This window comes from Pseudomonas marvdashtae (genome assembly GCF_014268655.2).
Classification (GTDB): Bacteria; Pseudomonadota; Gammaproteobacteria; order Pseudomonadales; family Pseudomonadaceae; genus Aquipseudomonas; species Aquipseudomonas marvdashtae.
Map to the genome: position 1 here is coordinate 2466142 of NZ_JABWQX020000001.1, position 24991 is coordinate 2491132.

The window sequence follows — 24991 nt, forward strand, 5'->3', positions numbered from 1 at the left end:
AGGAAATGACAACATCATGGAGCTTCAGATGCGTCCTATTTATCTCGCCAGCCTATCCTTCACCGCGCTGCTGTGCGTAGCGTGTTCAAACCCATCGCCTGCGACATGGAGCTACGAGGATGCTCGAAGTCGCGCCAACGTGCCGCCCGACCAGGCGTATCCCGAGTTGTTCGAAGCGGTGCAAGGTAAACAGTTGTTTACGGACCAGAAGCATTTTGTCGATGCACTGCCCAAGCGCGACCCCTCGAAGATCCGCGCCGATTACCTGGCCCGTCGTGACAGCGCCGACTTCGACCTCAACGAATTCGTGAAAGACAACTTCATCGAATCCGGCCAAGCGCAAAGCCCGGCCCCGCAACCCGGGGTGCCGATCAAAGAGCATATCGACAACCTCTGGCCCGTGCTCAGCCGAACCTATCCCCACGTCCCCCGATACAGCAGCCTGCTGCCGTTGCCGCTGCCCTATGTGGTCCCGGGCGGACGTTTCCGAGAGATGTATTACTGGGACTCGTATTTCACCATGCTGGGGTTGGAGCAAAGCGGTGAGAAAGCCCAGATTCGCCAGATGACCGACAATTTCGCCTACGTGATCGACACCTATGGCCACATCCCCAATGGCAATCGCACCTACTACTTGAGCCGATCACAGCCGCCGTTCTTCGCCTACATGGTGGAACTGCAAGCGCACATCGAAGGCGATCAGGCCTACGGGCGCTACCTTCCCCAATTGCAGAAGGAATACGCCTATTGGATGGCCGGTGCGCAAGCGCTCAAGGCCGGCGAGGCCGGGAAACACGTGGTCAAGCTCGCCGATGGCAGCGTGCTCAATCGGTATTGGGACGCCAGCGCGACGCCTCGGCAGGAGTCCTGGTTGCAAGACCTCAAGACCGCCGGACAGGCGCCCGACAGGTCGCGGCAGGAAGTCTGGCGCGACCTGCGCGCCGGCGCCGAGAGCGGCTGGGATTTCAGTTCGCGCTGGCTGGACGACGACAAGAACCTGGCCACAATCCGCACTACATCCATTGCCCCGGTGGATTTGAACAGCCTGATGTATCACTTGGAACGCACCATCGCCAAGGCCTGTGAAACCATCCAGAACTCGCCGTGCACCCAGGCCTACGGCCAGCGCGCCGCCCAGCGGCAACGGGCCATCGAAACGCATCTATGGAATGCCGAAGGCGGTTACTACGTCGACTACGATTGGCAGCGGAACCGGCAACGCCCGGCGCTCACCGCTGCAACGCTTTTCCCGCTTTACACCGGCCTGGCCTCCGCCGAGCATGCCAACCGTACGGCCGATGCGGTGCGTGAAGGCTTGTTGCGTCCGGGCGGTATTGCTACCACCCAGGTCAACAACGGTCAGCAGTGGGACGAACCCAATGGCTGGGCGCCGTTGCAGTGGGTGGCAGTCGAAGGGCTTGAACGATATGGGCAAACCGAGCTGGCCAGGCAGATAGGCAGTCGCTTCTTGCAGCAGGTCCAGGCGGTTTATGGCAAAGAGGACAAGCTGGTCGAGAAGTACGACCTGTCCGGGCAAGGCGACGGTGGCGGAGGCGGTGAGTATGAATTGCAGGACGGCTTCGGCTGGACCAACGGAGTGACGTTGAAGTTGCTGCAAAAATACGGCGGTTGATCCAGGCGGGTTCAATGCTATTCTTCGCGAAATCTGGGAAGAACGCCGTTGCCATTGGGGTATATGAACACGCATCGTGATCAATTTCCGTTGCCAGAGGATTTGAAAGTCTTTCTGACGGTCATCCGTAAGAACGGCTTTGCAAGTGCGGCGCAAGCGTTGGGTTTTTCACCGGCCTATATCAGCAAGCGCATCTCAGTCCTTGAAGCGACCCTGTCCACCAAGCTGCTGCACCGCACGACACGGCGTATCGCGTTGACTGACGACGGTGAGCGTGTGCGGGTGTGGGCCGAAAAGCTCTTGGGTGATTTCGATGAGTTTGTCGGCGATATCGCCCAGGCACGTCATCAACCCACCGGGTCGTTGCACATCTGCAGCAGCTTTGGTTTTGGCCGCAATCACGTTGCCCCGGCCATCGGCAAACTGTCCCAGACCTATCCCAGACTCGATATCCGCCTGGATGTGTTTGACCGTGTCGTCGATATCGTCGGCGAGGGGTTCGACCTGGAAATCCGCGTGGGCGATGACCTGCCGGGTCAACACCTTGGTCGCAAGTTGGCGAGTAATCGGCGGGTGCTTTGCGCAAGCCCTGATTACCTGGAGCGACGGGGCGAGCCGCGTTCGCTGGACGACCTCAAGGCGCATGATTGCCTGGTGCTCAAGGAGCGCAACAACGCCTTCGGCATGTGGACACTGACTAAAAATGGCCAAGAGGAAACGGTGCGCGTCGGCGGCCCGTTGTCGTCCAACAGCGGTGAGATCGTTTTGGAGTGGGCCTTGAGCGGCGGCGGCGTCCTGCTGCGCTCGATGTGGGATGTCAGGTCCATGCTGGACCAGGGACGTCTGGTCCAGGTGCTGCCCGAGTATTGGCAAAGCGCGAATGTCTGGGCGGTGTATCCGACCCGGCTTAGTCAGTCGGCCAAGCTGCAGGTGTGTGTCGAATTTCTCGAAGATTGTTTTAGGGATTTGTCGGTTCCATGGGCGGCAAACGCCGCTTCACCGGTGTCTTCTTGACAATGGCCGTATTGGTCTCGGCATGAACATTGAGCTTGTCCAACAAGACATCCAACTGTTCCATCGAACGCACATGCAGACGAGCGATGAAACAATCCTCACCCGTCACCTTGTCGCATTCAGTAAATTCGCCGATGGCCTGAATTTGTCGCTCCACTTCCTGCAACTGCCCCGGTAACGGGCGGATGCGCACGATAGCCTGGAGCTGATAGCCAAAGCTTTTTGGGTCGACCTCAACCGTATAACCCTTGAGCACGCCGCGCTCTTCGAGTCGGCGCAGGCGCTCGGCGACGCTGGGTGAGGACAGGCCGCTCAGGTTTGCCAAGGCCTTGAGCGAGCGCCGGGAGTCTTCCATCAGGGCGCTGATGAGGATCTGGTCGATATCGTCAGTCATTTCTGCTCCGTTAGGCAAAAGTCGCAAGTGGCCTTGATAAAAAAGGTCGAAACGCAGTTTAGCCTTTTTCAAACCATGGAGAAGCGGCCTGGCGGCTCGGCATACTGTGCGCACTGACTGGAGGAGCCTGAAGATGGACAAGACCTTACGCCGCGGTTCGCTCGAAATGACCGCCGCCATGCTGATTTCCGGAACCATAGGCTGGTTCGTGCTGGTTTCCGGCGTTCCGGTGCTGGATGTGGTGTTCTGGCGCTGCGTATTTGGCGCTGGTACGTTACTGCTGATTTGCGCCGGTTTTGGTTTCTTGCGCCGGGACCTGCTGACACGGACGACTTTCCTGCTCGCGGTGCTCAGTGGTGTAGCGATCGTGGGGAACTGGGTGTTGTTATTCGCTTCGTACTCCCACGCTTCGATTGCCATCGGTACGGCCGTGTACAACGTCCAGCCGTTCATGTTGGTGGGGTTGGCGGCGCTGTTCCTGGGCGAGAAGATCACCGCGCAAAAACTGTTCTGGTTGGCGGTTTCGTTTCTCGGAATGTTGGCCATCGTCAGTGCCCACGGTGAGCAAGGGCAGGGGGGCGGAAACTATCTGCTGGGTATCGCCCTGGCATTGGGCGCGGCCTTTCTGTATGCCGTTGCGGCGTTGATCATCAAGCGCCTGACCGGCACGCCGCCCCATCTGATCGCGCTGATCCAGGTCAGCACCGGGATATTGCTGCTGGCGCCGTGGGCGAATTTCTCGGCCTTGCCACAGCAACCCGAGGCTTGGGCCAGCCTGCTGACCCTTGGCATGATTCACACTGGCGTAATGTATGTGCTGTTGTACAGCGCGATCCAGCGCTTGCCGACTGCGGTGACGGGCGCACTGTCCTTTATCTACCCGATCGCAGCGATCTTCGTCGACTGGTTTGCCTTCGGCCATCGCCTCGAACCGCTGCAATGGCTGGGTGTGGCGGCGATTCTCCTGGCGGCTGCCGGCATGCAGCAGGGCTGGAGCATCAAGTGGCGCCGTCCAGCCCTGCCGTAACCGGCCATCGCTGTCAGAAGATGTAGTCGGTGGTCAGGAAGTTTGAATCCCGTTCCCGGATGATGTCGCTGATCAGTGCCTTGTTGCTCTCCTGGAATTTGGTTGCCACCAGCGTACGGATCGAGAAGGTACGCAATGCATCGTGCACCGACAACGTGCCCTCGGCCGAGTTTTTCCGGCCATTGAACGGGAACGTGTCCGGGCCGCGTTGGCACTGGGCGTTGATGTTGATGCGTCCGACCTGGTTGGCGAACGTGTCCACCAGTTTGCCGACTTCGGCCGGGTTGGTGCCGAAAATGCTCAGTTGCTGGCCGAAGTCGGACTCGAGTACGTAATCGACCACGGTGTTGAGGTCGCGGTACGGCACGATGGGCACGACCGGGCCGAACTGCTCCTCATGGTAGACGCGCATCGCGGTATTCACGGGATAGAGCACAGCCGGGTAGAAAAACGAAGCCCTGGATTCAGCACCGTGTGCGTTCATGATGCCCGCGCCCTTGGCGATTGCGTCGGCCACCAGCGAATGCAGGTAATCGACCTTGCCGGCCTCGGGCAAAGGCGTCAGCGCCACGCCGTCTTCCCAAGGCATACCCGGTTTCAACGCGGCGAGCTTGGCGTTGAATTTCTCGATGAACGCCGGGGCGACGTCCTCATGGACAAACAAGATCTTCAGTGCCGTGCAGCGTTGGCCATTGAATGACAACGAACCGGTCAGGGCTTCGCTGACGGCGTTGTCGAGGTCGACGTCCCGCAGCACCAGGCCGGGATTCTTCGCGTCCAGCCCCAATGCGGCACGCAGGCGGTGCGGGCGCGGATGGAGTTTCTTCAGGTCGCTGGCGGCCTTGTTGGTGCCAATGAAGGCGAAGATGTCGATTTTACCGCTGGCCATCAGCGCGCTGACCGTCTCCCGGCCGCTGCCGTAGATGACGTTGATCACGCCCGCCGGAAAGCTGTCGCGAAAGGCTTCCAACAATGGACGTATCAGCAATACGCCAAGCTTGGCCGGCTTGAACACCACGGTATTGCCCATGATCAGTGCGGGGATCAGCGTGGTGAAGGTTTCATTCAGTGGATAATTGTAGGGGCCCATGCACAGGGCGACGCCCAAGGGGACGCGGCGAATCTGCCCGAGCGTATCCTGTTCCAGTTCGAACCGACTGGAGCGCCGATCAAGCTCCTTGAGGGCATTGATGGTGTCGACGATGTAATCGCAGGTGCGGTCGAATTCTTTCTGGGAATCCTTGAGGTTCTTGCCGATCTCCCACATCAGCAGCTTGACCACCGCCTCGCGCTGTTCGCGCATGCGCGCCAGGAAGGTTTCGACATGGCGGATACGTTCGGCGACACGCATCGTCGGCCACTGGCCCTGGCCGCGATCATAGGCGCGGACAGCCGCGTCGAGGGCGGTCAGCGCAGTTTCGGCATCGAGTAATGGCGTGCTGCCGAGAATCACTTGTTCATCGCCATGTGGATCTGCCAAGTACACCGGGCTGCGCACCGTGGCCAGCGGACCTTGCCAAGTTCTCAGGACACCATCGACCAGGTATTCACGTTGCTCGACCTGCCCATCGAGACGGTAGGCCTGCGGAATATCGGCGGCACTTGGAAATAGGGTGGCGAGGAGGTTGGCTGTGGTCATGTCGTTACTCCATCAATGAAATGAGCCATGGGCTGCAGCTTCAGGCGTATATCGCTTTTAGCGTTATACGCCTTAATGGAGGTGTTTTTTAAGTGGTAGGGGCCGATGGGCATGCCATTCGTTTGGACGCGGCCCCCTCTATCGAAAGATCGCCAGGATTTACCAACTGATCCGCAGGCCAATATTGCCGGCCATGCCGCGTTGCTGGTTGCTGTCAATGTTATTGCTGTAGTCCACGCCGGCGTAGGCACTGACGGTAGGCGCCAGGCTGACGATAACGCCCGCGCCCAGATCGGCGGTGGAAGCGCGTTGTTCGGTCTCGATCCGTTGCGTGTCGTCGAATGTCACCGTATCGGTGCCGGAGAAGGTGTGCCAGAGATTGGCCCGCAGATAAGGCTCCACCGGCATACCGCTGACCTGGTAACGACCCTTGAGCCGCGCGCCCAGGCGACCGGTCCAGGCGCTGTCGGAGTCGAACTCTACCTTGGAGATACCGTCGTCCTGGGTGTCCAGGGATATTTTCTGATGAATGATCTGCGCCTGGGGTTCGAGCACCCAGTCGCGCCCCACGGCAAACGGATAACCGGCCTCCGCCGACAGGGTCAGGGCGTGCCCGCGATTGTCGATTTTGACGCCGCGATCGGAGCGGCTGTCGCCATTCAATCGCGTGCCCATGACTACCGCATCGACATACCCGCCGGAGGGGTCGATCAGGGTCCAATAGAGCCCGTAGCTGTCGCCGTCGAGTCCGACCTTGCCGGCGCGCCGGCCTTCGAAACCCAGGTTGAAACCGTCGACGTTGCCGTTCAGTTCGGTATGGCCGACAAAGAACCCGATACGCTGGGTCTGGCCGCCAGAGGTTGGCGCGGCATAGAGGTCGTTGCCTACCTGGAAACCTTTGATTGAGCCGTCGAACCGCGGCGCAACCGTCCCGGCCCAGGTCTGGTCGAGGTCCTTGCCGTAGGCTCGGCCCCAGCCCGCGCCGAACGCCCCGGTTTCGGTCAGCAGGCGTTGGTCGCCCTGGCGATCATGAAACGTACCCAAGGCCATCAGGGTCAGCTGTGCCGCGGCGGGGGGCAACACTGACCAGGTGGGGACTTCCGGGCGATACAGTGGAATCGGCGCGGCGCCCGGCACCGCGGCAGGCAGGGCCGGCAATGTAGGGCTGGGCGCTGCGATCGGACCTGCCACGACGGTCGAGCGCAGATACCAGTTGTTGGCATTGCCGGACACGCCGCCCTTGAACAGACGATAATCGAACGCACCGGCCGAGACCGATTGCGCCAGTGAGAAAGCGCTGCTGTCGCTGACGGCTCCGCCCTGGGCCTGGACCAGCTCGATGCCGTCCTGGGTGGTCAGGCCGCCTGCGCCTCCAAGGTTGGTGACGGTGATGGCGGTGCTGCCGGTGAGCGAGCCGCCGTTGACCACCAACTTGTCGCTGGCGGCGCCGTCTGCTCCGACTGCTGTTTGCAGGCGTAACTGGCCGCCATTACCCACATAATTACCTTGAACCGTGAGGGTGTCATCGGTGCGGGTATTACCACCGGCGAGGTCAATCACCCCGGAGTTGTTAAGAGTGGTCATCTGGCCAGCGGTAAACGGTGCAATGGCGCCTTGGGTCGATGTCAACACGCTGCTGCTGTCAATCTCAAGCACCCCCGTTCCGGTAGTGCTGTCGCCTAGCACCAGTGTATCGGTCAAGTCCAGGCGTGAGCCTTGAGCAAGCTTGACCGTTTCCCATAATGTGTAACGGGCACCGGTGCTGGACGTGCTGCCCTGGAATGCCAGAACGTCTTGGCCCAACCCGCCGTCGACACGGGGTGTAGGGCCAAGCCCCGCTTCGGTGAGTGTGTTCAACAGTGCGGTGTCACTGCCGTCGCCCATCAGGATTGCTGAGCGAATGAGGCCGCCACTCCATTGGAATCGATCATTGCCGTTGCTGGTGCGGACCTCGCCGCCAATTTCCCCGCCACTGACAGTAACGCTGTCATTGCCACCGCTGACGCTGACGTTCCCACCGATGCGTCCGGCAGACAGAATGATCGTATCGTTGCCAAAACCGGCGACGAGGTTGCCGATGATCTGCCCGCCCGACATGTCGAAAACGTTGTCGTCGAGCTTCATGTCGACGCGGCCGATGCTGCCGCCGGTCATCTTGGCGATGTCGCCGTCTTCGAACGCATCGACAATGGTCCCGCCGGTCATCGTGAATTGATCGAGGCCATCGCCTTGGGAGATCGACAGGATCCTGCCACCGCTCATCAGGAATTCGTCAGCTTCCGAGCCCTGCTCGACGTCCCCGTCAATTACACCGCCGACGTTGATTTCGATTCGGTCGACTCCGTTGTCGAAAACGACATCGCCTTGGATAAGGCCAGTGCCTGAGACGGTCAGGCTGTTGTTGCCCGACAGATCCGTAAGCCCGACGGCACTGGTGCCGCTGTCGCAGACATTAGTGTCATCACCTGCCGTGGACGTCAGTGTGCACGCTGCCATAGTGGATGACACAGGTAGCAGCAACGGAGCCGCTACCCACCAAACGCTCAACAACCGATTGAAGCCCTGATTGCGCCGAATCATCTGCTATCCCTCTGCTTCAGCATCCCTGGCGTGCCGGTTTCCAGCAGTGGTTGCACGACAAATGGCACGCAGGACCTGGCAACGCTCGCTGTATGCAAGGCACGCTAGCAACGATTGAAAAGCGTCGCTACTGTCAGATCTTACAGGTCGCGTTGCCGATATCCGCGATTACAGATGCACTTCCACCGACAGCGGCAGATGATCGCTCAGGTGTGTCCAGGGCTTGTTGCCGAGGATTTGCGGCGCGTGGCTGGTGGCGTTGCGCAGATAAATGCGGTCCAGGCGTAGCAGCGGGAAACGGGCGGGGTAGGTCCGAGCAGGGCGGCCGTGATGGTGTTCGAAGGCTTCGTGCAGGTATTGACGACGAGCGAGCGTGATGTTGCCGCGCAATTGCCAATCGTTGAAATCGCCGGCGATGATCACCGGGGCGTCGTCGGGCAACGAGTCAAGTAGCTTGCAGAGCAGCTTGAGTTGCAGCTGGCGATGACTTTCCAGCAGGCTCAGGTGCACGCAGATCCCATGGACTTCGGCGTGGCCTGGCACGTCCAGCACACAATGCAACAACCCACGCCGTTCCGGACCGGTGATCGACACGTCGAGATTGCGGAACTGGCGGATAGGGTATTTGGAAAGCAGTGCGTTGCCATGGTGGCCGTCGGGGTAAACCGCGTTCCGCCCGTAGGCAAAATCGCTCCACATGCTGTCGGCCAGGAATTCGTATTGTGAGGTTTGCGGCCAATTGTCATAGCGCGAGGCATGTCGATCATGTTCGCCAAGGACTTCCTGCAGGAAAACCAGGTCGGCCCCTGTACTGCGCACCGCTTCCCGCAGTTCGGGCAAGATGAAACGACGGTTGAGGGCGGTAAACCCCTTGTGGGTATTCACTGTCAGCACGCGCAACCGATGAACCGCCGCTGGCATCTCCAGCGCCACTGGTTCCTCGGCCCGCCAGTCGGGATCGCGAGTCACGTTCACTCCTGCGTCAGACGTATCTGTTCATGCGACTGATGGCGGCTGCGGCAGTTCCGGAATTCTTGGTGGCATGGCATCACGGGCGACTGGAACTGCGGGATCAACTTGGGCGTCAGGTCCCGCAAATTTCAACGATCAGATGAAAACAATCTCATACGGCATGCCCATGCGCTCAAGGATTACCCGCGGTACCAGCGGTGCAATGCCACTGGCGGGTTCACCGCTGAGCTGACTGGCATAAGCGTGCATGGCGTGGCGCTTGCGCGCAGTGGTCCAGACGTCCAGGCGCAACTTGCGAGCCCGATGCCAGGGTATCTTGTTCTGTTCGCGAACCGGCCAATGCCAGGCCCACACGGGCACTTCGTTGAACACCGCCCCGATCTCTTCCGCGGCCAAGGCTCCGGCGCGGCCGACAGTGTCGTGATCGCTGTCGCCATCCAGGCGCCAAGTGCCGAAGACTACGTCGCCTGGCCGCAGGTGATGGCTGATGAACGCGGTGAGCTGCGCTTCATGCTCGTCCAGGCTTTTTTCCGGGAAGCCGGCACGTACCCATTGCAAGCCATGGGAAGGCACGCCCAGGCGATGCAGGGCGTCCACGCTTTCCTGGGGATGCGGACGGAACGTGCGCAGTCGTTCATCGGACCACAATGGCGAGCCGGGGTGGCTGAGACTGCCGTCGGTGACTGAGATCAACAACATGGGTTGGTCCAGGTTGCTCAACAACTGGAGCAGCCCGCCACAGGCGCCCACTTCATCGCCAGGGTGCGGGGCGAGGATGACCGCGCGGGCGCCTTGGGGAATGAGGGTCTGGGTACTGATGATGGGAATGTCGGCCAGTTGCGGCGCGCTGTTCCATATCTGGGGGTGATGCCGGCCTTGCAAGCGAGAGGCGGGTTTCATGAGGTACGTCCTTGTCGTGTCCAATCTTGCAGCCATGCATCGGGCCTGCCGCCCGGTGTGGTCCGTAAGGACCTGGCTGTGATTCGCGATGCTTCCAGTCCTGGAATCTACCGCACGCGAAGTATTGACCATGCGGGCGGTTTCGTCGCGTCGGAATGTGTATCTGAACAGTTATTTTTATTCTAGCTGCATTATGCGCGGTAGAGGAGCGCGTCCTTGCGGTCCTCTCCCTCTGCAAGGGGTTTGAGCCGACCTCAATCCTCTTCTTCACGTTGAAGTTCGAACAACAGCAACGAGCGCCCGGTGACAGAGTATTCCGATTCGAAATCGAAACGCTCCTGCCCCCGTACAGCCGGCTGGTTGGTGTCCACCATGCACGTCCAGAAACTGCCTTCGGGCACTTCCGGCAGGCGGAAGTTGACGATGTCATGATGGGCATTGACCACCAGCAGCAACGTCGCGTCTGCACCCTTGCGACGGATGCCGGTTTCCTGGGCGCGTCCGTCCATCAACATGCCCAGGCAGCGCCCTTGGCCGTCTTGCCACTGTTCAACGGTCATCTCGCTGCCGTCCGGGGCCAGCCAGGTGACGTCCTTGACGCCGATGTCCTCGTTGTAATTGCCCACCAGGAATCGTCCGCGCCGCAGGATCGGGTAAGACAGGCGCAACTTGATCAAGCGCTTGACGAACTTGAGCAACGCCTCGCCATCCTCGCTCAGGTCCCAATTGACCCAGCCGATCTCGCTGTCCTGGCAATAGGCGTTGTTGTTGCCGTGTTGGGTACGAGCGAATTCGTCGCCAGCGACGATCATCGGCGTGCCTTGGGCCAACAGCAGAGTCGCGAAGAAGTTGCGCATCTGCCGATGGCGCAGTGCATTGATCTCCGGATCGTCCGTCGGACCTTCTACGCCGTGGTTCCAGGACAGATTGTTGTTGCTGCCGTCCTGGTTGTTTTCGTCGTTGGCTTCGTTGTGCTTGTCGTTGTATGACACCAGGTCATGCAGGGTAAACCCGTCGTGGGCAGTCACGAAATTCACTGAGGCATAAGGACGACGACCGCGCTGGTTGAACATTTCGCCCGAAGCGGTCATGCGGCTGGCGAAGTCGGCGAGCTGGCCGTCATCGCCTTTCCAGAAGGCGCGCACGGTGTCGCGGAACTTGTCGTTCCACTCGGCCCAGCCAGGCGGGAAGCCTCCCACCTGATAGCCACCGGGGCCACAGTCCCACGGTTCGGCGATCATTTTTACCTGGCGCAATACCGGGTCCTGCCGACAGGCGACGAGGAAACTGTGGCGTTCGTCGAAGCCGTCGTGATATCGGCCCAAGATAGTCGCCAGGTCGAAGCGGAACCCGTCCACGTGCATTTCCGTGGCCCAATAGCGCAGGGAATCGGTGACCATCTGCAGGACGCAGGGATGGCTCAGGTCCAGGGTGTTGCCGGTGCCGGAGTCGTTGATGTAGTAGCGTTTGTCGTCGGGCATCAGCCGGTAGTACGAAGCGTTGTCGATGCCGCGCATGGACAGGGTCGGGCCCTGTTCGTTGCCTTCGGCGGTGTGGTTGTAGACCACGTCCAGAATGACTTCCAGGTTGGCCTCGTGCATGTGCGCGACCATTTCCTTGAATTCGGCGATCTTGCCGCTGGCCAGGTAGCGCGGGTCCGGGGCGAAGAAGGCGATGCTGTTGTAGCCCCAGTAGTTGGTCATGCCCTTGTGCAGCAGGTGCTGGTCGTTGACGAAGGCATGGATAGGCATCAACTCCACCGAGGAAACGCCCAGCTTGCGTATGTGTTCAAGCACATCATCGACCATCAGGCCGCCGAACGTGCCACGCAGGTTCTCAGGCACCGAGGGATGGCGCATGGTGATGCCGCGCACATGGGTTTCGTAGAGGATGGTCTTGTCCCACGGCACGCTGACCCGATGGTCGTGCCCCCAGGTATGCGCCGGGTCGATGACTTTGCACTTTGGTACGAAGGGCGCGCTGTCTCGTTCATCGAAACTGAGGTCGCCGTCGGGGTGGCCAATGGTGTAGCCAAACAGCGCCTCGGACCACTTGAGCTCCCCGACCAATTGTTTGGCGTACGGGTCGATCAGCAATTTGTTGGGGTTGAAGCGATGGCCGTTCTCCGGATCGTATGGACCATGGACCCGATAGCCATAGATCATGCCCGGATGGGCATCGGGCAGATAGCCGTGGTAAATCTCATCGGTGTATTCCGGCAGCTCGATACGCTCGAGTTCGACCTCGCCGGTGTCATCGAAGATGCACAGTTCGACCTTGGTGGCGTTGGCTGAGAACAACGCGAAATTGACCCCGAGGCCATCCCAGGTCGCGCCGAGCGGAAACGGCAGCCCCTCACGAATCCGCGAAGCCTCGATAACGGGCGGCGGCGTGGTTTTGTTTGGACGGGTCATAGTTGCTCCTGCAGAAGACGGATACGGTGATGCGGTGCACGCAGGACTGCGTGCCTTGCGCTTGTGGCGCGCAGATAAACTTCCGCGCCACAAGCAGGCCCCTTCGCTAAAAGGAGCACTGGCTTGAGAACGACGAGTTCGGGAGGTCAGACCGCCGGTGGCTTGCGCGTCGCTCGGGGCTTTTTCGCGGCGGCCTTGTCGGCAGGCGGAACCACTGCGGCCGCTGCCGGCGACGGTTTTGCCGCTGGCTTGGCCTTGGGCGTGGTGTTCTTGGTGACCGTCTTGGCGGTGGCGCTCTTGACGGTTGCCGGCTTGGTGCCGTCAGTCTTGCCGGCGGCGGTCTTGCTGGCTGCCTTCGCTGGTTTGCTTGGCGCCAAGGCCTCGGCTTCGGCCAGCTTGCGGGCCATTTCCCAATGACGTTTTTCCTGCCCGGCAGGCTTACCTTCCGACTCCCAGATCTGGTAAGCGAATTCACGAATGCGTTTATCGTCGGTACTCATCGCAGTGCTCCTGACTTTGACTCAAGATTCAATAAAGACATTGACCGGGAAATCCCCCAGTGCGGCGCTGACCATCAGCTCCCTTTGGGGTGTGACTGCTGCGCTTGCAAAAAGTCCCTTCAGTTTTTCATCCTTGGCGGCAAACGGTAACGACACGCGTGTGTCGCCCCAGTCCGATGCAGCCACGTGGGGCAGGGCACCGTTTTCCAGCAGGCTGGCCGCGTGAATCGGCACCACGACGACTGCCCGTTGCTGCTGGTATTCACGCATGAAAGCCAGTACCTGTGAGGCGTGTTTGCCGAGCACCGCAAGCGGCTGGTAGCTGCCTTGGCCGAACAGTTGCGGATACTCGGACCGCAAGGCCAGCGTCCGCGCGATCAGCGCCTGCTTGACGCGCCCGTCGCGCCAGTTGTGTATCAGCTCGTCGGGTGCGTTGTCGGCATGCATGCCTTGGCGGCGCGCCTCGAAATCCACCGGGCGACGGTTGTCCGGGTCCACCAGGCTGAAATCCCAGAACTCGTTGCCCTGGTACAGATCCGGTACGCCGGGCACGGTCATGCGCAGCAAGGTTTGCGCCAAGCTATTCAGCGCGCCGGCCGGAGCGATGGTCTGCACCGCCTCGGCGATGGCAGAGCGCAGAGGCAAGCCCTCGTCGCACAGCAGCAGCCGTTCGAGGAACATCTGGGTCGCCTGCTCATAGGCGTCATTCACGGCCGCCCAACTGCTTTGCAACTTCGCCTCGCGCAAGGCCTTGCGCTGCCATTGCCACAGGCGTTCGGCGTAGTCGGCCAGTGCCTTGTGATCTTGCAGGTCGAGGTTCAGCGGCCAACTGCCGAGCAGCGCCTGGTAGAGAATCAGCTCGTCACCGGCCGAAGGGGCCGCGGGATCGCTGTGCAGGGACGGCGAGAGAATGCGCCATTGCTCCACGCACGTGGTGTACCAATCGGTGCGTTCGCTGATGACTGCCAGTCGGGCCCTGGTGTCTTCACCACGCTTGTGGTCATGGGTGGCCGTGGTGATCAGGTTATCGGGAAAATGCTGCATACGCTCGATGCAGGCGTCGTGGAAATCCTCGGCCGGGGCGCTGAACCGTTCAGTGTTGTAGCCCACGTCGTTGCGCGACAGCAGCACCGCCGAGCGATAGAGCGCGGTGTCTTCCACAGCCTTGGCGGCGGCCGGCGAGGTCAGTTGCTGGAAACGCACGCAGGCGTGGCGCAACCGTTTGCGTTCGCCGCCGCGAGGGCGTTGGCGCCAAGGCATGCCGCCGAGCCAATTGGCCAGGTAATCGAGGACCGGCCAGTCGGCTTCGCTGAGGGTTTGTCGAGCGCCTTCCACGGCTTTCTGGAAAAACACTTCGTCTTCGGCCGAGCGGCCGAGAGGACTGATGTAGGTGCGGTACACCGGGAAATGCACGATCAGTTCCTGCAATGCCCGACGTATCGCGCCCAGGGTCAGGTCCCGGGTCATCACGTCGTCCCGCGCAACTTGCAACAGGGCTTGGGCGACGCTTTCGAAATCCCCGGCCAGGGAGCCGTTGAGAATCTGCTGGCGGGCCAGGCGCGCTTCTTCGATGAAATGCGCGGGGCGTTCAGTGTGCCGGCTCCAGAACTCCGCAAGGGGCTCGGCGCCCACGGGGGCGTGTTGCAGCAGCGAGATCTGGTTCATGAACTCATAACCCGTGCTGCCATCGATGTTCCAATCCCGGCGCAGGGTTTCGCCATCGCCGAGGATCTTCTCGACGAAAATCGGCAGGTGCCGCGAGGGTGCAAGCGAGTCGACGCGGCGGCGCAGTTTGCGGCAATAACCACGAGGGTCGGCCAGGCCGTCGATGTGATCGATGCGCAGGCCGTCCACCAGCCCATCGGCAATCAGCTCGAAGATTTTTGCATGGGTCGCTTCGAACACCGCAGGCCGTTCGACGCGCAGGCCGCCCAGCTCGTTGACGTCGAAAAAACGCCGCCAATTGATGTCGTCGGCGGCTGTGCGCCAACTCGCGAGCCGGTAGCTCTGGCGCTCCAGCAGCCGATGCAGGCGTTCGAAACCTTCCGGTCCAGTGGAATCGTAGCCGCGCACGTTGTCCTCAATGGCGTTCAGGATCGCCGGCTGCGCGGCCAGGTCTCGCAGTTCCAATTGCAAAGGACGGGCGAGAGAGTGGGCGTCGTTCTGGTAGTTCAGTGTGGTGAAGCGCTCGCCCAGGGCCTTGAGTGCGTCGACATGTTCGGCGGGCACGTCGTCCGAGGGTTTGAGCAGCTCACCGTACTGCATCGGGCAGATGGGGAAGCGATGCTCGTAATGTTCGACCTGGAAGCTGCCTTGCGTGGCATCGAAGTGCAACTTCAAGGTGCCTTCTTGCAACGCCACGCCGTAGTCGCTGCCGAGGAAGGGAAGAAGCAACTGGCCTGACATCAGTGGGTCGGGGGAATGCCACTGGATGTCGAAGAACTCACCATAGGGACTCAGGCGCCCCCATTCCAGCAGGTCCAGCCACCAGGGATTGTCGTTGCCGCCGACGGCCATATGGTTGGAGACGATGTCGAGGATCAGGCCCATCCGATGTTCGCGTAAAGTCGCGACCAAGCGTTTGAGCGCGGCCTCGCCGCCCAGCTCCGGGTTGACCTGGGTCGGGTCGACCACGTCGTAGCCGTGCATGGACCCGGCCCGTGCCTTCAGCAACGGTGAAGCGTAGATGTGGCTGATGCCCAGTGACGCGAAGTAAGGCACTTGCGGTATGGCATCGTCCAGGGTGAAGCCTTTGTGAAACTGCAGGCGCAGGGTGGCCCGCAGTGGTGGAGTCAATGTCTGGTTCATCGGTCACGCTCGTTCGCCTGAAGTCTCGCGCAGGCGAGTATTTCCAGACGCCGAGCGGCGTCCGGGTCGTCCAGCAGCACTCGGCTCTCCAAAGCCAGGCGGCGCCGCCAGTTGGGGTGAGTGTCGGTGGTGCCTGGCAGGTTGGCCTGCTCGTCGATGCCCAGGGCATCCTCCAAAGGCAGCAACACCAGCGGCGCACGGGTATGGCCAAGGAAGCGCACGCTGGCGTCCAGCACCTGGTCGGTTTCACGGTGTTCTTCGCGAAAGTTCTGCGGGTCCTGGTCCAGCGCGTTGCGCAGTCCGTCGCGCTCGCGCTCGCGGTGTTTTCGCCAGTCCATCTCTGTATGGGAGTCGATCAGCTCCAGTCGCACGTTCCAGTCGATGTCATGGCCATGCCACCAACCGTTGAGGGTTGGCAGATCATGGGTACTGGTCGTGGCCAAGGCATCGTCCGGCCAATCGAGGATAGGCTTGAAGTGGGCGTTGTCCTGTTCGAACAGCAGCACGCGCATGCCGAGGATGGAACGCGCAGCAAGTTTTTCCCGCAGGCCATCGGGCACGGTGCCAAGGTCCTCGCCCAGCACGATGGCCCGGTGACGATGGGATTCGAGGGCCAGCAGCCGCAGCAGGTCATCGATCGGGTAGTAAAGGTAAGCGCCGTCGGTGGGCGGGGCATCGTTGGGGATCACCCATAAGCGTTGCAGGCCCATGATGTGATCGATGCGCAAGCCGCCGGCATGGGCGAAATTGGCCCGGAGCATTTCGATGAAAGCGCGAAAGCCGTTGCGAACCAGCCCTTCCGGGGAGAACGCGGAAATGCCCCAGCCTTGGCCTGAACGGTTGAGGATGTCGGGCGGTGCGCCAACGGTCAGCGAGGCGAGCAGTTCGTCCTGCCGACTCCAGGCCTGGCTGCCGCCGCCATCGGCGCCCACCGCGAGGTCGGCAATCAGGCCGATGCTCATCCCGCTGGATTTGGCGGCGCTCTGGGCACGCTCGAGACAGCGGGCGATCAGCCATTGGCAGAAGGCATGGAAGCCGATTTCGTCGGCGTTCTCTTCGGCGAAACGGGCTATCGCCGCACTGCGTGGGTCGCGCCATTCTTCGGGCCATTGCCGCCAGTCGAGGCTTTCACCTCGCGCTGCGCGTTCGGCCTGGAGCGCTTCGAAACGGCAGTGATTTTCCAGGGCTTCGCCGCTGCTGTGGCGAAAGCTGCTGAAATCCTCATGCAACGGATGTTCGCCCTGACTGAAACCGTCGTACAGGGCGCGAAGAACCCTGTGCTTGGCCTCGGCGGCGACTGGCCAATCGATCAGCGGCTGGTCTTCAAGGCTGCGCAGTTGGTTGGTCAAGCCCGTGGCGTCGATGGCGGTGCGCAGCGCACGCTCGCCCAGGATGGTCCCGGGCGCGGCGTAGAGGCTGTTGAGGAACAATCGGCTGGACGGTGAGTAGGGGCTGTAGCGTCCGGTGTCGCTGCTGAACATGGCGTGCATCGGGCTGATGGCCAAGGCATCGGCACCCCGTTCGCCGGCCACCCGCGCCAGTTCTTCCAAGGCCTGGGTGTCGCCGAAGCCGCCGTCGCCAGGGCGGCGTAGCGAATACAGCTGCGCGCTCAAGCCCCAGGCCCTGGGTGCGGGATCGTCCACGGCATCGGCGACGCTATAGCAGCGAGCGGGTGCCACGGCCAGAGTGAAATGCTGGCCTTGGATACTGACGTGCTGATAGCCCACCGGAACGATCCCCGGCAGGGCGGCATCGGCATCGAGCTTCAGGTTCAACGTCGCGCCATCCTCGAGCTGGATCTCGCAAGGCGTGGCGGGCTCGAAATAACGACGCAGGTCGACGTTCACGCCTGCGTCCGCCGTCATCAACGGGGGCAGGCGATGATTCTGTTGATCTTCTTGCAGTTGCAGCAGGCTGGCGTCGATTTCCTGGGCACTGCCCGCGGGATGGCCCAGGCCGGTGAGGACCGAGCGCAATACCGCCGGTGAGACTTTCTGCGCACGGCCGTTGGCGTCGATCCAATCGACTGCCAGGCCCGCTCGACCCGCGAGAATTTCAAGTTGCGCATCGCTCATAGGCGCTCTCCAGTGATGTTGGGCAAGGTTGTCGCTTGCGTCAGACTGACCAGCGCGCTGTAGGGCGTGAGTACCCCTTGTTGCAACAGACCCATGGCCTGCGGTGGATGTTCGAAAAGAATGTGCGCCTCTTGCGGTGCGCTGTGTTTGACCGGCTGGGCGCTGAGGTTCAAGTCAATGCGCAACACACTTCCGTCGCCCATTTGCCAGCGCGCGCTCACGGCGCCGTGTCCCAGTACATCGGTGCCGAGGGCATGTGCGGCGGGCAACCGCGGGACGATTTCCTCGCGGCGGATTTTCAACAACCGGCGATAGAGCGCCTCGCTGGCCAGTTGCTCCGGTCGATGGGCTTCCAGGCTGGGCCGTGATGCATCGAAGGTGCTGGCGGCGTTCGGGTCGGGAATCCGCTCGCGTTTCTCCGGATCGGCAAAGGCGCTGAAGGCCTTGAATTCATTGCGCCGGCCTTCACGCACCAGCTCCGCCAGTTCGCCATGGTGGCTGGTGAAAAACAGGAACGGTTGTTCGGCGATGACTTCGTCGCCCATGAACATCAACGGAATCATGGGTGACAGCAGTAACAAGGCTGTTGCGGCTTGCAGCGCCTGTGGCGGGGCGAGTTGGTGCAGGCGTTCGCCCAGAGCCCGGTTGCCGATCTGGTCGTGGTTCTGAAGGAACAGCACAAAGGCGCTGGGCGGAAGATGTCCGCTGGGTTCGCCGCGGGTTTCGCCGTGGCGGTTGGTGTGGCCTTGGAAAACAAAACCCTGGCTCAGGCAACGTGCGAGTTTTTCCGTCGTTTGCTCGGCATAGTCGGCGTAGTAGGCATCGGTTTCGCCCGTCAGCAGCACGTGCAACGCGTTATGCCCGTCGTCGTTCCACTGGGCGTCGTAGCCTTCTTCCAAGAGGCGGGCCTGGTTGTGTTCGTTCTCGGCGGTCAACCAGACGTACCGCGTCGGGTCCACCTGCTGGCGTACCTCGGCGGCCAACTCTTGCAGGAAGTCCGGGTCTTCGATCGCGTGCACGGCGTCCAGGCGCAGGCCATCGAAACGGTATTCCAGCAGCCACATCAGCGCGTTTTCGATGAAGTAGTCGCGCACCTCGCGCCGGCGGAAATCGATCGCCGCGCCCCAGGGCGTGTGTTTGTCTTCGCGAAAGAAACCCTTGGCGTAGCGATGCAGATAATTGCCATCAGGGCCAAAGTGGTTGTAGACCACATCGACGATGACCGCCAAGCCATGGCCGTGGGCGCTGTCGATCAGGTGCTTGAGCTGGTCCGGTGTGCCGTAGGAAGCCTGCGGGGCGTAGGGCAGTACGCCGTCGTAACCCCAGTTGCGATCGCCGGGAAACTGCGACAGCGGCATCAGTTCGATAGCGGTGACGCCAAGCCCGGCGAGGCGTGCCAGCTGTTGTTCGACGCCTTCAAAACCGCCGAGCGCGCCGACGTGCAGCTCGTAGATGACAGCGTCGTACCAAGGGCGACCGGCCCAACTGGTGTGTCGCCATTGATAAGCGTGGGGGTCGACCACCACGCTGTGGCGGTCAATATCACCGTCCTGGGCTCGGGAGGCCGGATCGGGCACCTCCAGCTCTCCATCGATATTGAAGCGGTAACGAGTGCCGGCGGGGCAACGGGCCTGGATCATGAACCAGCCATTGGCCTGGGGCAGCATCGGTATGGATTCGCCAGTGTCGATTTCGACGCTGACATAAAAGGCATCAGGGGCCCACAGGGCAAAACGGGTGTGCTCGGGATCAAGCAAGACCGCACCGTGGGTCCAGGTTTCAGGCGTCCTTGACGGCATCGGTTACCTCATTGTCTGGCAGATTTTCCTAGCGATTTAGCTACCAGTTGTTCATAGAGTTCGGCGTAGGGTTCCACGGCTTTGCACCAGTTGAAGGGGGCCGACATCGCCCGGCAGCGCATGGCATTGAGCAGTTCGGGGAACTCAAACACCTTGAAAGCCCGGCTCAAGGCCAGTTTGTAGCTCTCCACGGTGGATTCATCGAACAGGAAGCCGGTAACGCCGTCCTCGATCGTGTCCGCGAGCCCGCCGGTATTGCGTGCCACCGGAAGCGAGCCAAAGCGCTGGGCATACATCTGGCTCAAGCCGCAGGGCTCGTAGCGCGACGGCATGAGCAGGAAGTCGCTGCCGGCGAACATCCGCCGAGCATCGGTTTCGTTGAAGCCGATGCGCACGCCGATACGTCCAGGGAAGCGCAGCGCCAGTTCGCGCATGGCTTGTTCTTCTTCCGGTTCGCCGCGGCCGATGATTGCAATCTGCCCGCCGGACTCGACGATGAATTCGGCAACGGCTTCGGTGAGGTCCAGGCCTTTCTGGTAAACCAGGCGCGACACCACGGCGAACAGCGGGCCGCTGGAGTCGTCCAGGCCGAACAGGTTGCGTACATGGGCGGCGTTGGCAGCCTTGCCGTCCCAGTCGCCGATGGAGAACTGGCGCTGCAGATGAGTGTCGGTGGCTGCGTCCCAGCTCTCATCGATGCCGTTGGGAATGCCGCTGAGCAGGCCTTGCTGGGTCTTGGCGGCAAGGAACCCATCGAGCCCGCAACCGAACTCCGGCGTGGTTATTTCCTGGGCGTAGGTGGCGCTGACCGTCGTGATGTGGCTGGAATAGGCCATGCCGGCTTTCAGGAACGACAGCTTGCCGTAGAACTCCATGCCTTCCTGTTGCAGCGCATGCTCCGGGATGCCCAGTTCAGGGCAGGACGCCAGGCTGACCACGCCCTGGTACGCCAGGTTATGGATGGTAAACAGGGTAGGCGTCCGTTGACCGCGCCAGTGCATATAAGCTGGCGCAAGTCCGGCTGGCCAGTCATGGGCGTGGACCAGGTCGGGACACCAGTGGATCTGCGCAAGATTGGCAGCGATGTCTGCCGCGGCCAGGCCCAGGCGGGCGAAGCGTATATGGTTGTCGGGCCAGTCGCGCCCATTATTGGCGCCGTAGGGAGACCCTTCGCGGGCATACAGTTCGGGACAGATCAGTACGTAGATCACCAAGCCGTCGGCCATGTCCATGCGACCGATCTTGCACGGCGGCAGCGCCGCATGGCCGCCCAGTTCGCCAATGATGTGGATCGGGTTGCCGCTGTTCATGACCTGCGGGTAGCCGGGAATCAGTACCCGAACGTCATGCAAACCGGCCATGGCCCGCGGCAGGGCGGAAGAAACGTCGCCCAGGCCGCCGGTCTTCACCAGGTCGGCAATTTCCGAGGTGACGAACAAAATCTTCTTGCGATTGGGATTCTGTCGGGCTACAGGGAGCAGTGCCTTGCCTCCGGTGGCCAGCACCGGTGCCGTCGGCGACCCAGCCGCCGGCGGTAGTTGAGAGCGGACTTGCTGTGGTTCCAAGGCAGCACTGATCATAAATAACTCCTATTTTCTCGATCTGTTTCCGGCAAGCGCCAGAGCTGTTGTTTCATTGGCCGAATCCTGCGGCCAGGCGCACGAGCGCTACGCAAGGAGAGCAAAGCGCTGCCCAATGCGGCGAAGCGAATCAGGTGAGGGGACCGTTGCAAGGAATGCTCCAGCCGTTGTAGCCCTACCTCTAACCTGACCCGTCGCCGTTGCGAAAAGTTTCGACTTTTTTTCCTTCTGATGACCGGTCGGTTTTCCCCCCGGACGGGCAGTCTAGGTCAGAAGCTAGAGCGGTGCGGTTCGCTTCGTCGAATTGTCCGACAATCACGTCGCTTGTCGGCAATGTCTTACACGAGGAAGGGGAATACGAGCCGACGAAGTGCAGTTCGTTTGAAATGTTGAAGGGGTAGGGGAGGAGTGGCGATTCAATCGCGTGCGCGTTTCAACAGCGCGCCGCACCATTAAGGGGCGCGCTCGATGCAGGCGTTTTGATGGCCTATTAGAGGGCATCCACATGCTTCATCAGGGAGCGAGGTTGCTCCCTGATGAAGGGGGACGTTCAACCGGCCGGGGTCAGCATCCTGATTGGCTTGCCAGCTGCCCAGGCTTGTAGATCCTCGATCATCTGGCCATAGAACTGCTGATAGTTCTGTCGGCTGACGTAACCGACGTGAGGCGTCGCCAGAACATTGTCCAGCGTTCGGAACGGATGGCCGGATGGCAGAGGCTCCTCGGCGAAAACGTCCAGGCCGGCACCCGCCAGGCGTTTGTGTCGGAGTGCGTCGACCAAGGCTGCTTCGTCGACAATCGGCCCGCGAGCGGTATTGATCAACAGCGCCTCTGGCTTCATCCAGCCCAAAGCCTGGGCGTCCACCAGGCCTTGGCTACGTTCGCTGAGCACCAGGTGGATCGAGAGAATATCGGCCTGTTCGAAGAGCGCTTGTTTACTCACATAGGTCACGCCGATTTCAGCCGCCCGTTCGGCGGTCAAGTTCTCGCTCCAGGCAATCACGCGCATGCCGAACACCTGGCCGAACCGCGCCACCCGTGTGCCGATGCTGCCCAGGCCGAGGATTGCCAGCGTCTTTCCATGTAAGTCACCGCCCAAGCCTTGTTGCCAGCGTCCGGCACGCAGGGCGTTGGCTTGCGCCACAAGATTGCGGCTCAGGGCCATGACCAGCGCCCAGGTCAGTTCGGGCGCGGCATGCTTGTAGCTGTCGGTGCCGCACACCTGGATGCCCAGCGCCGCCGCTGCCTTGAGGTCAAGGGCGGCATTGCGCATGCCGCCGGTCAGCAGCAGCTTCAGATCAGGCAGGCGGCGCAGCAGCGCTTCATCGAAACGGGTCCGTTCGCGCATCACGCAAATGACCTCAAAACCTTGCAAGCGCGCGACGAGAGTGTCGGGGTCGGCGGGGTAGTCGTGGAGGAACGTGACCTGGCCAACGCTGTCCAGCGCCGACCAATCCACCACATCACGTGCGACGTTTTGCCAATCGTCGATGACTGCTATCTGCACCGCCATGGAACACCTCTTCAGGGAATGGGTTTGTCCAGCCAGCCCAGCAGGGCCTTGTGAAACCGATCCGGCTCTTCCATTTGGGGCGCATGACCCAGATTGGGGAACTCCACCAGTGTCGATTGTGGAATCAGTTCGGCGACCTGCTTGCCCAGTACGTCGTAGCGGCCCAGCTTGGCTTTCACGGCCGGCGGCGCGATGTCGCTGCCGATGGCGGTGGTGTCGGACGTGCCGGTCACCAGCAGCGTGGGGACTTTCAGGTCCTTGAACTCGTAGTAGACCGGCTGGGTGAAGATCATGTCGTAGATCAGCGCTGAGTTCCACGCCACTTGCTTATGCCCCGGTCCTTTGTTCAAACCCGCGAGCATGTCCACCCAGCGGTCGAACTCCGGTTTCCAGCGACCGCCGTAATAGGTATTGCGTTCGTAGGTGCGAATGCCGTCGGCGCTGAGTTTCAGCTCGCGTTCGTACCACTGGTCCACAGTGCGGTAGGGCACGCCGAGGGCTTTCCAGTCTTCAAGGCCGATAGGGTTGACCATTGCCAGGCGCTCGACCTGGTCGGGAAACTGCAACGCGTAACGGGTGGCAAGCATGCCGCCGGTGGAGTGGCCCATCACGATGGCTTTTTGCACGCCGAGGGCCTTGAGCAGCGCCTGAGTGTTGGTCGCCAGTTGCTGGAAGCTGTATTGGTAGTGGTCCGGCTTGCTAGAGGTGCAGAAGCCAATCTGGTCCGGGGCGATGACCCGGTAGCCTGCTTCACTGAGGGCCTTGATCGAATCGCCCCAGGTGGCCGCGCAGAAATTCTTGCCATGCATCAGCACCACGCTGCGGCCGTTGGGTTTGCCTTGGGCGGGCACGTCCATATAGCCCATCTGCAATGACTTGCCTTGGGACTGGATGGGGAAATGCTTGAGCGTATAGGGATACTCGAAGCCCTCCAGCTGCGGACCGTAGGCCGGGCCTTCGGGTGGATTCGCGGCCTGGGCGAGCAGCGGCAGGGCAGCGGTCAGGAACAGGCTGGGCAGCCAGCGGACGGTGGAACGCGGCATGGTCGATCTCCTTTTTGGCAACCGGCCGATCCTGGAACGGCTCGATTATGGCGACATTAACCAGAGGCAACCGAACCGTCTGAACGTTCAACCCATCCAGCCCAGAGTCGCCAGAACAAGCACGCCATAACGCAGGCCCTTGGCCAGGGTCACGATCAGCAGAAAGCGCCGCCAGGGCTCGCCCATCACTCCCGCCACCAACGTCAGGGGATCACCGATGATCGGCAGCCAACTGAGCAGCAGCGTCCAATACCCATAGCGTTGGTAATGGTGGCGGGCCTTGTCCAGGTGAGGCGGGCTGACGGGAAACCAGCGGCGATCCTTGAATTGCTCCAGGCGTGTCCCCAGCCACCAGTTCACCAGCGAACCCAAGACATTGCCAAGGGTTGCGACCGCCAACAGCAGCCAGATGGCATGACGCTCGTTGAGCACCAGACCGACCAACAGCGCTTCCGATTGCAGCGGCAACAGCGTCGCCGCGCCAAAAGCCGCCAGGAACAGCCCGAAATAAGCCCCGCTCATCAGTGGGCCGGATAGTCCGCCACTACGGTTTGCGTGCCGTCTTTTTTCAGGCCGATCACTTGATAAGCGTCGCTCATGCCGTCCATTTCCATGCCTGGCGAGCCCATCGGCATGCCCGGCGCGGCCACGCCAAGCAGGTCGTCGCGTTTGCTCAATGCCAGCACTTGCTCGGCCGGAACGTGGCCCTCGACGAATTTGCCGTTGATAACGGCGGTATGGCACGAACGCAGATTCGGTGCTACGCCCAGGCGCTGCTTGACCGGACTCATGTCGGCCTCGACGTGGTCGTTGACCTTGAAACCGTTATCTTGCAAATGGGAGATCCACTTCTTGCAGCAACCGCAATTGGCGTCGCGATGGACGTCGATGGTGACGGGTTCGGCGGCCTGGGCCAGGGTGGAAATGAGCAGGGCGCTCAAGGCGAGCAGATGCAGGGGATTGGCCATGGGGCGATCTCGTGGCGGACGAAGTTTGGAAGGGAGGATAACAGACTAGCGGCGAGCGCCTGACGGGGGGCTGAAGGGTGGACTACAGAATTGTCAGGCTCGAAGGACTGGTGATCCTCCCCTGACCATTCA

At 61.4% G+C, this 24991-nt stretch carries 18 protein-coding genes; 3 read left to right on the forward strand and 15 right to left on the reverse strand.

Features of this window, described 5'->3' with window-relative positions; all coding sequences use genetic code 11:
• Nucleotides 1-28 precede the first annotated feature (28 nt).
• On the forward strand, nucleotides 29-1633 hold the full coding sequence (gene treA, locus HU742_RS11060; protein ID WP_186642517.1) for an alpha,alpha-trehalase TreA: 1605 nt from the start codon (nucleotides 29-31) through the stop codon (nucleotides 1631-1633).
• Between the two features lie 63 nt (nucleotides 1634-1696).
• The gene (locus tag HU742_RS11065; RefSeq protein ID WP_186642518.1) at nucleotides 1697-2647 is read left to right on the forward strand and encodes a LysR substrate-binding domain-containing protein; all 951 of its coding nucleotides are present in this window, start codon (nucleotides 1697-1699) and stop codon (nucleotides 2645-2647) included.
• Here the strand turns inward: HU742_RS11065 and HU742_RS11070 are convergent.
• Nucleotides 2592-3041, reverse strand: coding sequence for an Lrp/AsnC family transcriptional regulator (locus HU742_RS11070; RefSeq protein WP_186631733.1), 450 nt, complete (start codon nucleotides 3039-3041; stop codon nucleotides 2592-2594). The two genes, HU742_RS11065 and HU742_RS11070, sit on opposite strands and share 56 nt — an antisense overlap.
• 133 nt (nucleotides 3042-3174) lie before the next feature.
• Between HU742_RS11070 and HU742_RS11075 the strand changes: the two genes are divergently transcribed.
• Nucleotides 3175-4068, forward strand: coding sequence for a DMT family transporter (locus HU742_RS11075; protein WP_186631735.1), 894 nt, complete (start codon nucleotides 3175-3177; stop codon nucleotides 4066-4068).
• Between the two features lie 13 nt (nucleotides 4069-4081).
• Here HU742_RS11075 and HU742_RS11080 read toward each other — a convergent pair whose 3' ends face one another.
• The 14 genes from HU742_RS11080 to HU742_RS11145 form a co-directional block, all read right to left on the reverse strand.
• The gene (locus tag HU742_RS11080; protein ID WP_186642519.1) at nucleotides 4082-5707 is read right to left on the reverse strand and encodes an NADP-dependent glyceraldehyde-3-phosphate dehydrogenase; all 1626 of its coding nucleotides are present in this window, start codon (nucleotides 5705-5707) and stop codon (nucleotides 4082-4084) included.
• 159 nt (nucleotides 5708-5866) lie between these two features.
• The gene (locus tag HU742_RS11085; protein WP_186642520.1) at nucleotides 5867-8287 is read right to left on the reverse strand and encodes an autotransporter family protein; all 2421 of its coding nucleotides are present in this window, start codon (nucleotides 8285-8287) and stop codon (nucleotides 5867-5869) included.
• 168 nt (nucleotides 8288-8455) lie between these two features.
• The gene (locus tag HU742_RS11090; protein WP_186632936.1) at nucleotides 8456-9208 is read right to left on the reverse strand and encodes an endonuclease/exonuclease/phosphatase family protein; all 753 of its coding nucleotides are present in this window, start codon (nucleotides 9206-9208) and stop codon (nucleotides 8456-8458) included.
• Nucleotides 9209-9394: 186 nt separating this feature from the next.
• Nucleotides 9395-10159, reverse strand: coding sequence for a PIG-L deacetylase family protein (locus HU742_RS11095; protein WP_186631744.1), 765 nt, complete (start codon nucleotides 10157-10159; stop codon nucleotides 9395-9397).
• Nucleotides 10160-10413: 254 nt separating this feature from the next.
• Nucleotides 10414-12573: a glycogen debranching protein GlgX gene (glgX, locus tag HU742_RS11100; RefSeq protein ID WP_186631747.1), complete on the reverse strand. Its 2160-nt coding sequence runs from the start codon at nucleotides 12571-12573 to the stop codon at nucleotides 10414-10416.
• A gap of 146 nt (nucleotides 12574-12719) precedes the next feature.
• Nucleotides 12720-13073: a DUF2934 domain-containing protein gene (locus HU742_RS11105; RefSeq protein ID WP_186642521.1), complete on the reverse strand. Its 354-nt coding sequence runs from the start codon at nucleotides 13071-13073 to the stop codon at nucleotides 12720-12722.
• 21 nt (nucleotides 13074-13094) lie between these two features.
• Nucleotides 13095-15881 (reverse strand): malto-oligosyltrehalose synthase, encoded by a 2787-nt coding sequence (locus HU742_RS11110; protein WP_186642522.1) that lies wholly within the window; start codon nucleotides 15879-15881, stop codon nucleotides 13095-13097.
• Nucleotides 15878-17956 (reverse strand): 4-alpha-glucanotransferase, encoded by a 2079-nt coding sequence (gene malQ, locus HU742_RS11115; RefSeq protein WP_186642523.1) that lies wholly within the window; start codon nucleotides 17954-17956, stop codon nucleotides 15878-15880. Before malQ ends, HU742_RS11110 begins: the two co-directional genes overlap by 4 nt.
• On the reverse strand, nucleotides 17953-19755 hold the full coding sequence (gene treZ, locus HU742_RS11120) for a malto-oligosyltrehalose trehalohydrolase (protein WP_186642524.1): 1803 nt from the start codon (nucleotides 19753-19755) through the stop codon (nucleotides 17953-17955). The genes malQ and treZ overlap by 4 nt, the downstream gene beginning before the upstream one ends.
• An 8-nt stretch (nucleotides 19756-19763) precedes the next feature.
• Nucleotides 19764-21335 carry a glycogen synthase GlgA gene (glgA, locus tag HU742_RS11125; protein ID WP_186631762.1) on the reverse strand — a complete coding sequence of 524 codons (1572 nt, stop codon included), beginning with the start codon at nucleotides 21333-21335 and terminating at the stop codon, nucleotides 19764-19766.
• A 550-nt stretch (nucleotides 21336-21885) separates the two neighbouring features.
• Nucleotides 21886-22848 carry a D-2-hydroxyacid dehydrogenase family protein gene (locus tag HU742_RS11130; protein WP_186642525.1) on the reverse strand — a complete coding sequence of 321 codons (963 nt, stop codon included), beginning with the start codon at nucleotides 22846-22848 and terminating at the stop codon, nucleotides 21886-21888.
• Nucleotides 22849-22859: 11 nt separating this feature from the next.
• Complete coding sequence (locus tag HU742_RS11135) at nucleotides 22860-23891, reverse strand: alpha/beta fold hydrolase (protein WP_186642526.1); 1032 nt, start codon at nucleotides 23889-23891, stop codon at nucleotides 22860-22862.
• 87 nt (nucleotides 23892-23978) lie between these two features.
• Entirely contained in the window at nucleotides 23979-24413 is a 435-nt protein-coding gene (locus HU742_RS11140; RefSeq protein WP_186642527.1) for a YqaA family protein, read from the reverse strand.
• Entirely contained in the window at nucleotides 24413-24859 is a 447-nt protein-coding gene (locus tag HU742_RS11145) for a DUF411 domain-containing protein (protein WP_186631774.1), read from the reverse strand. Before HU742_RS11145 ends, HU742_RS11140 begins: the two co-directional genes overlap by 1 nt.
• Nucleotides 24860-24991: the final 132 nt, after the last annotated feature.

What these genes read in the sequence shown, in the direction of transcription:
- treA (WP_186642517.1), top strand. Translation starts at nt 29, where the DNA reads ATGCGTCCTATTTATCTCGCCAGCCTATCCTTCACCGCGCTGCTGTGC.
- HU742_RS11065 (WP_186642518.1), top strand. Translation starts at nt 1,697, where the DNA reads ATGAACACGCATCGTGATCAATTTCCGTTGCCAGAGGATTTGAAAGTC.
- HU742_RS11070 (WP_186631733.1), bottom strand. Translation starts at nt 3,041, where the DNA reads ATGACTGACGATATCGACCAGATCCTCATCAGCGCCCTGATGGAAGAC.
- HU742_RS11075 (WP_186631735.1), top strand. Translation starts at nt 3,175, where the DNA reads ATGGACAAGACCTTACGCCGCGGTTCGCTCGAAATGACCGCCGCCATG.
- HU742_RS11080 (WP_186642519.1), bottom strand. Translation starts at nt 5,707, where the DNA reads ATGACCACAGCCAACCTCCTCGCCACCCTATTTCCAAGTGCCGCCGAT.
- HU742_RS11085 (WP_186642520.1), bottom strand. Translation starts at nt 8,287, where the DNA reads ATGATTCGGCGCAATCAGGGCTTCAATCGGTTGTTGAGCGTTTGGTGG.
- HU742_RS11090 (WP_186632936.1), bottom strand. Translation starts at nt 9,208, where the DNA reads ATGCCAGCGGCGGTTCATCGGTTGCGCGTGCTGACAGTGAATACCCAC.
- HU742_RS11095 (WP_186631744.1), bottom strand. Translation starts at nt 10,159, where the DNA reads ATGAAACCCGCCTCTCGCTTGCAAGGCCGGCATCACCCCCAGATATGG.
- glgX (WP_186631747.1), bottom strand. Translation starts at nt 12,573, where the DNA reads ATGACCCGTCCAAACAAAACCACGCCGCCGCCCGTTATCGAGGCTTCG.
- HU742_RS11105 (WP_186642521.1), bottom strand. Translation starts at nt 13,073, where the DNA reads ATGAGTACCGACGATAAACGCATTCGTGAATTCGCTTACCAGATCTGG.
- HU742_RS11110 (WP_186642522.1), bottom strand. Translation starts at nt 15,881, where the DNA reads ATGAACCAGACATTGACTCCACCACTGCGGGCCACCCTGCGCCTGCAG.
- malQ (WP_186642523.1), bottom strand. Translation starts at nt 17,956, where the DNA reads ATGAGCGATGCGCAACTTGAAATTCTCGCGGGTCGAGCGGGCCTGGCA.
- treZ (WP_186642524.1), bottom strand. Translation starts at nt 19,755, where the DNA reads ATGCCGTCAAGGACGCCTGAAACCTGGACCCACGGTGCGGTCTTGCTT.
- glgA (WP_186631762.1), bottom strand. Translation starts at nt 21,335, where the DNA reads ATGATCAGTGCTGCCTTGGAACCACAGCAAGTCCGCTCTCAACTACCG.
- HU742_RS11130 (WP_186642525.1), bottom strand. Translation starts at nt 22,848, where the DNA reads ATGGCGGTGCAGATAGCAGTCATCGACGATTGGCAAAACGTCGCACGT.
- HU742_RS11135 (WP_186642526.1), bottom strand. Translation starts at nt 23,891, where the DNA reads ATGCCGCGTTCCACCGTCCGCTGGCTGCCCAGCCTGTTCCTGACCGCT.
- HU742_RS11140 (WP_186642527.1), bottom strand. Translation starts at nt 24,413, where the DNA reads ATGAGCGGGGCTTATTTCGGGCTGTTCCTGGCGGCTTTTGGCGCGGCG.
- HU742_RS11145 (WP_186631774.1), bottom strand. Translation starts at nt 24,859, where the DNA reads ATGGCCAATCCCCTGCATCTGCTCGCCTTGAGCGCCCTGCTCATTTCC.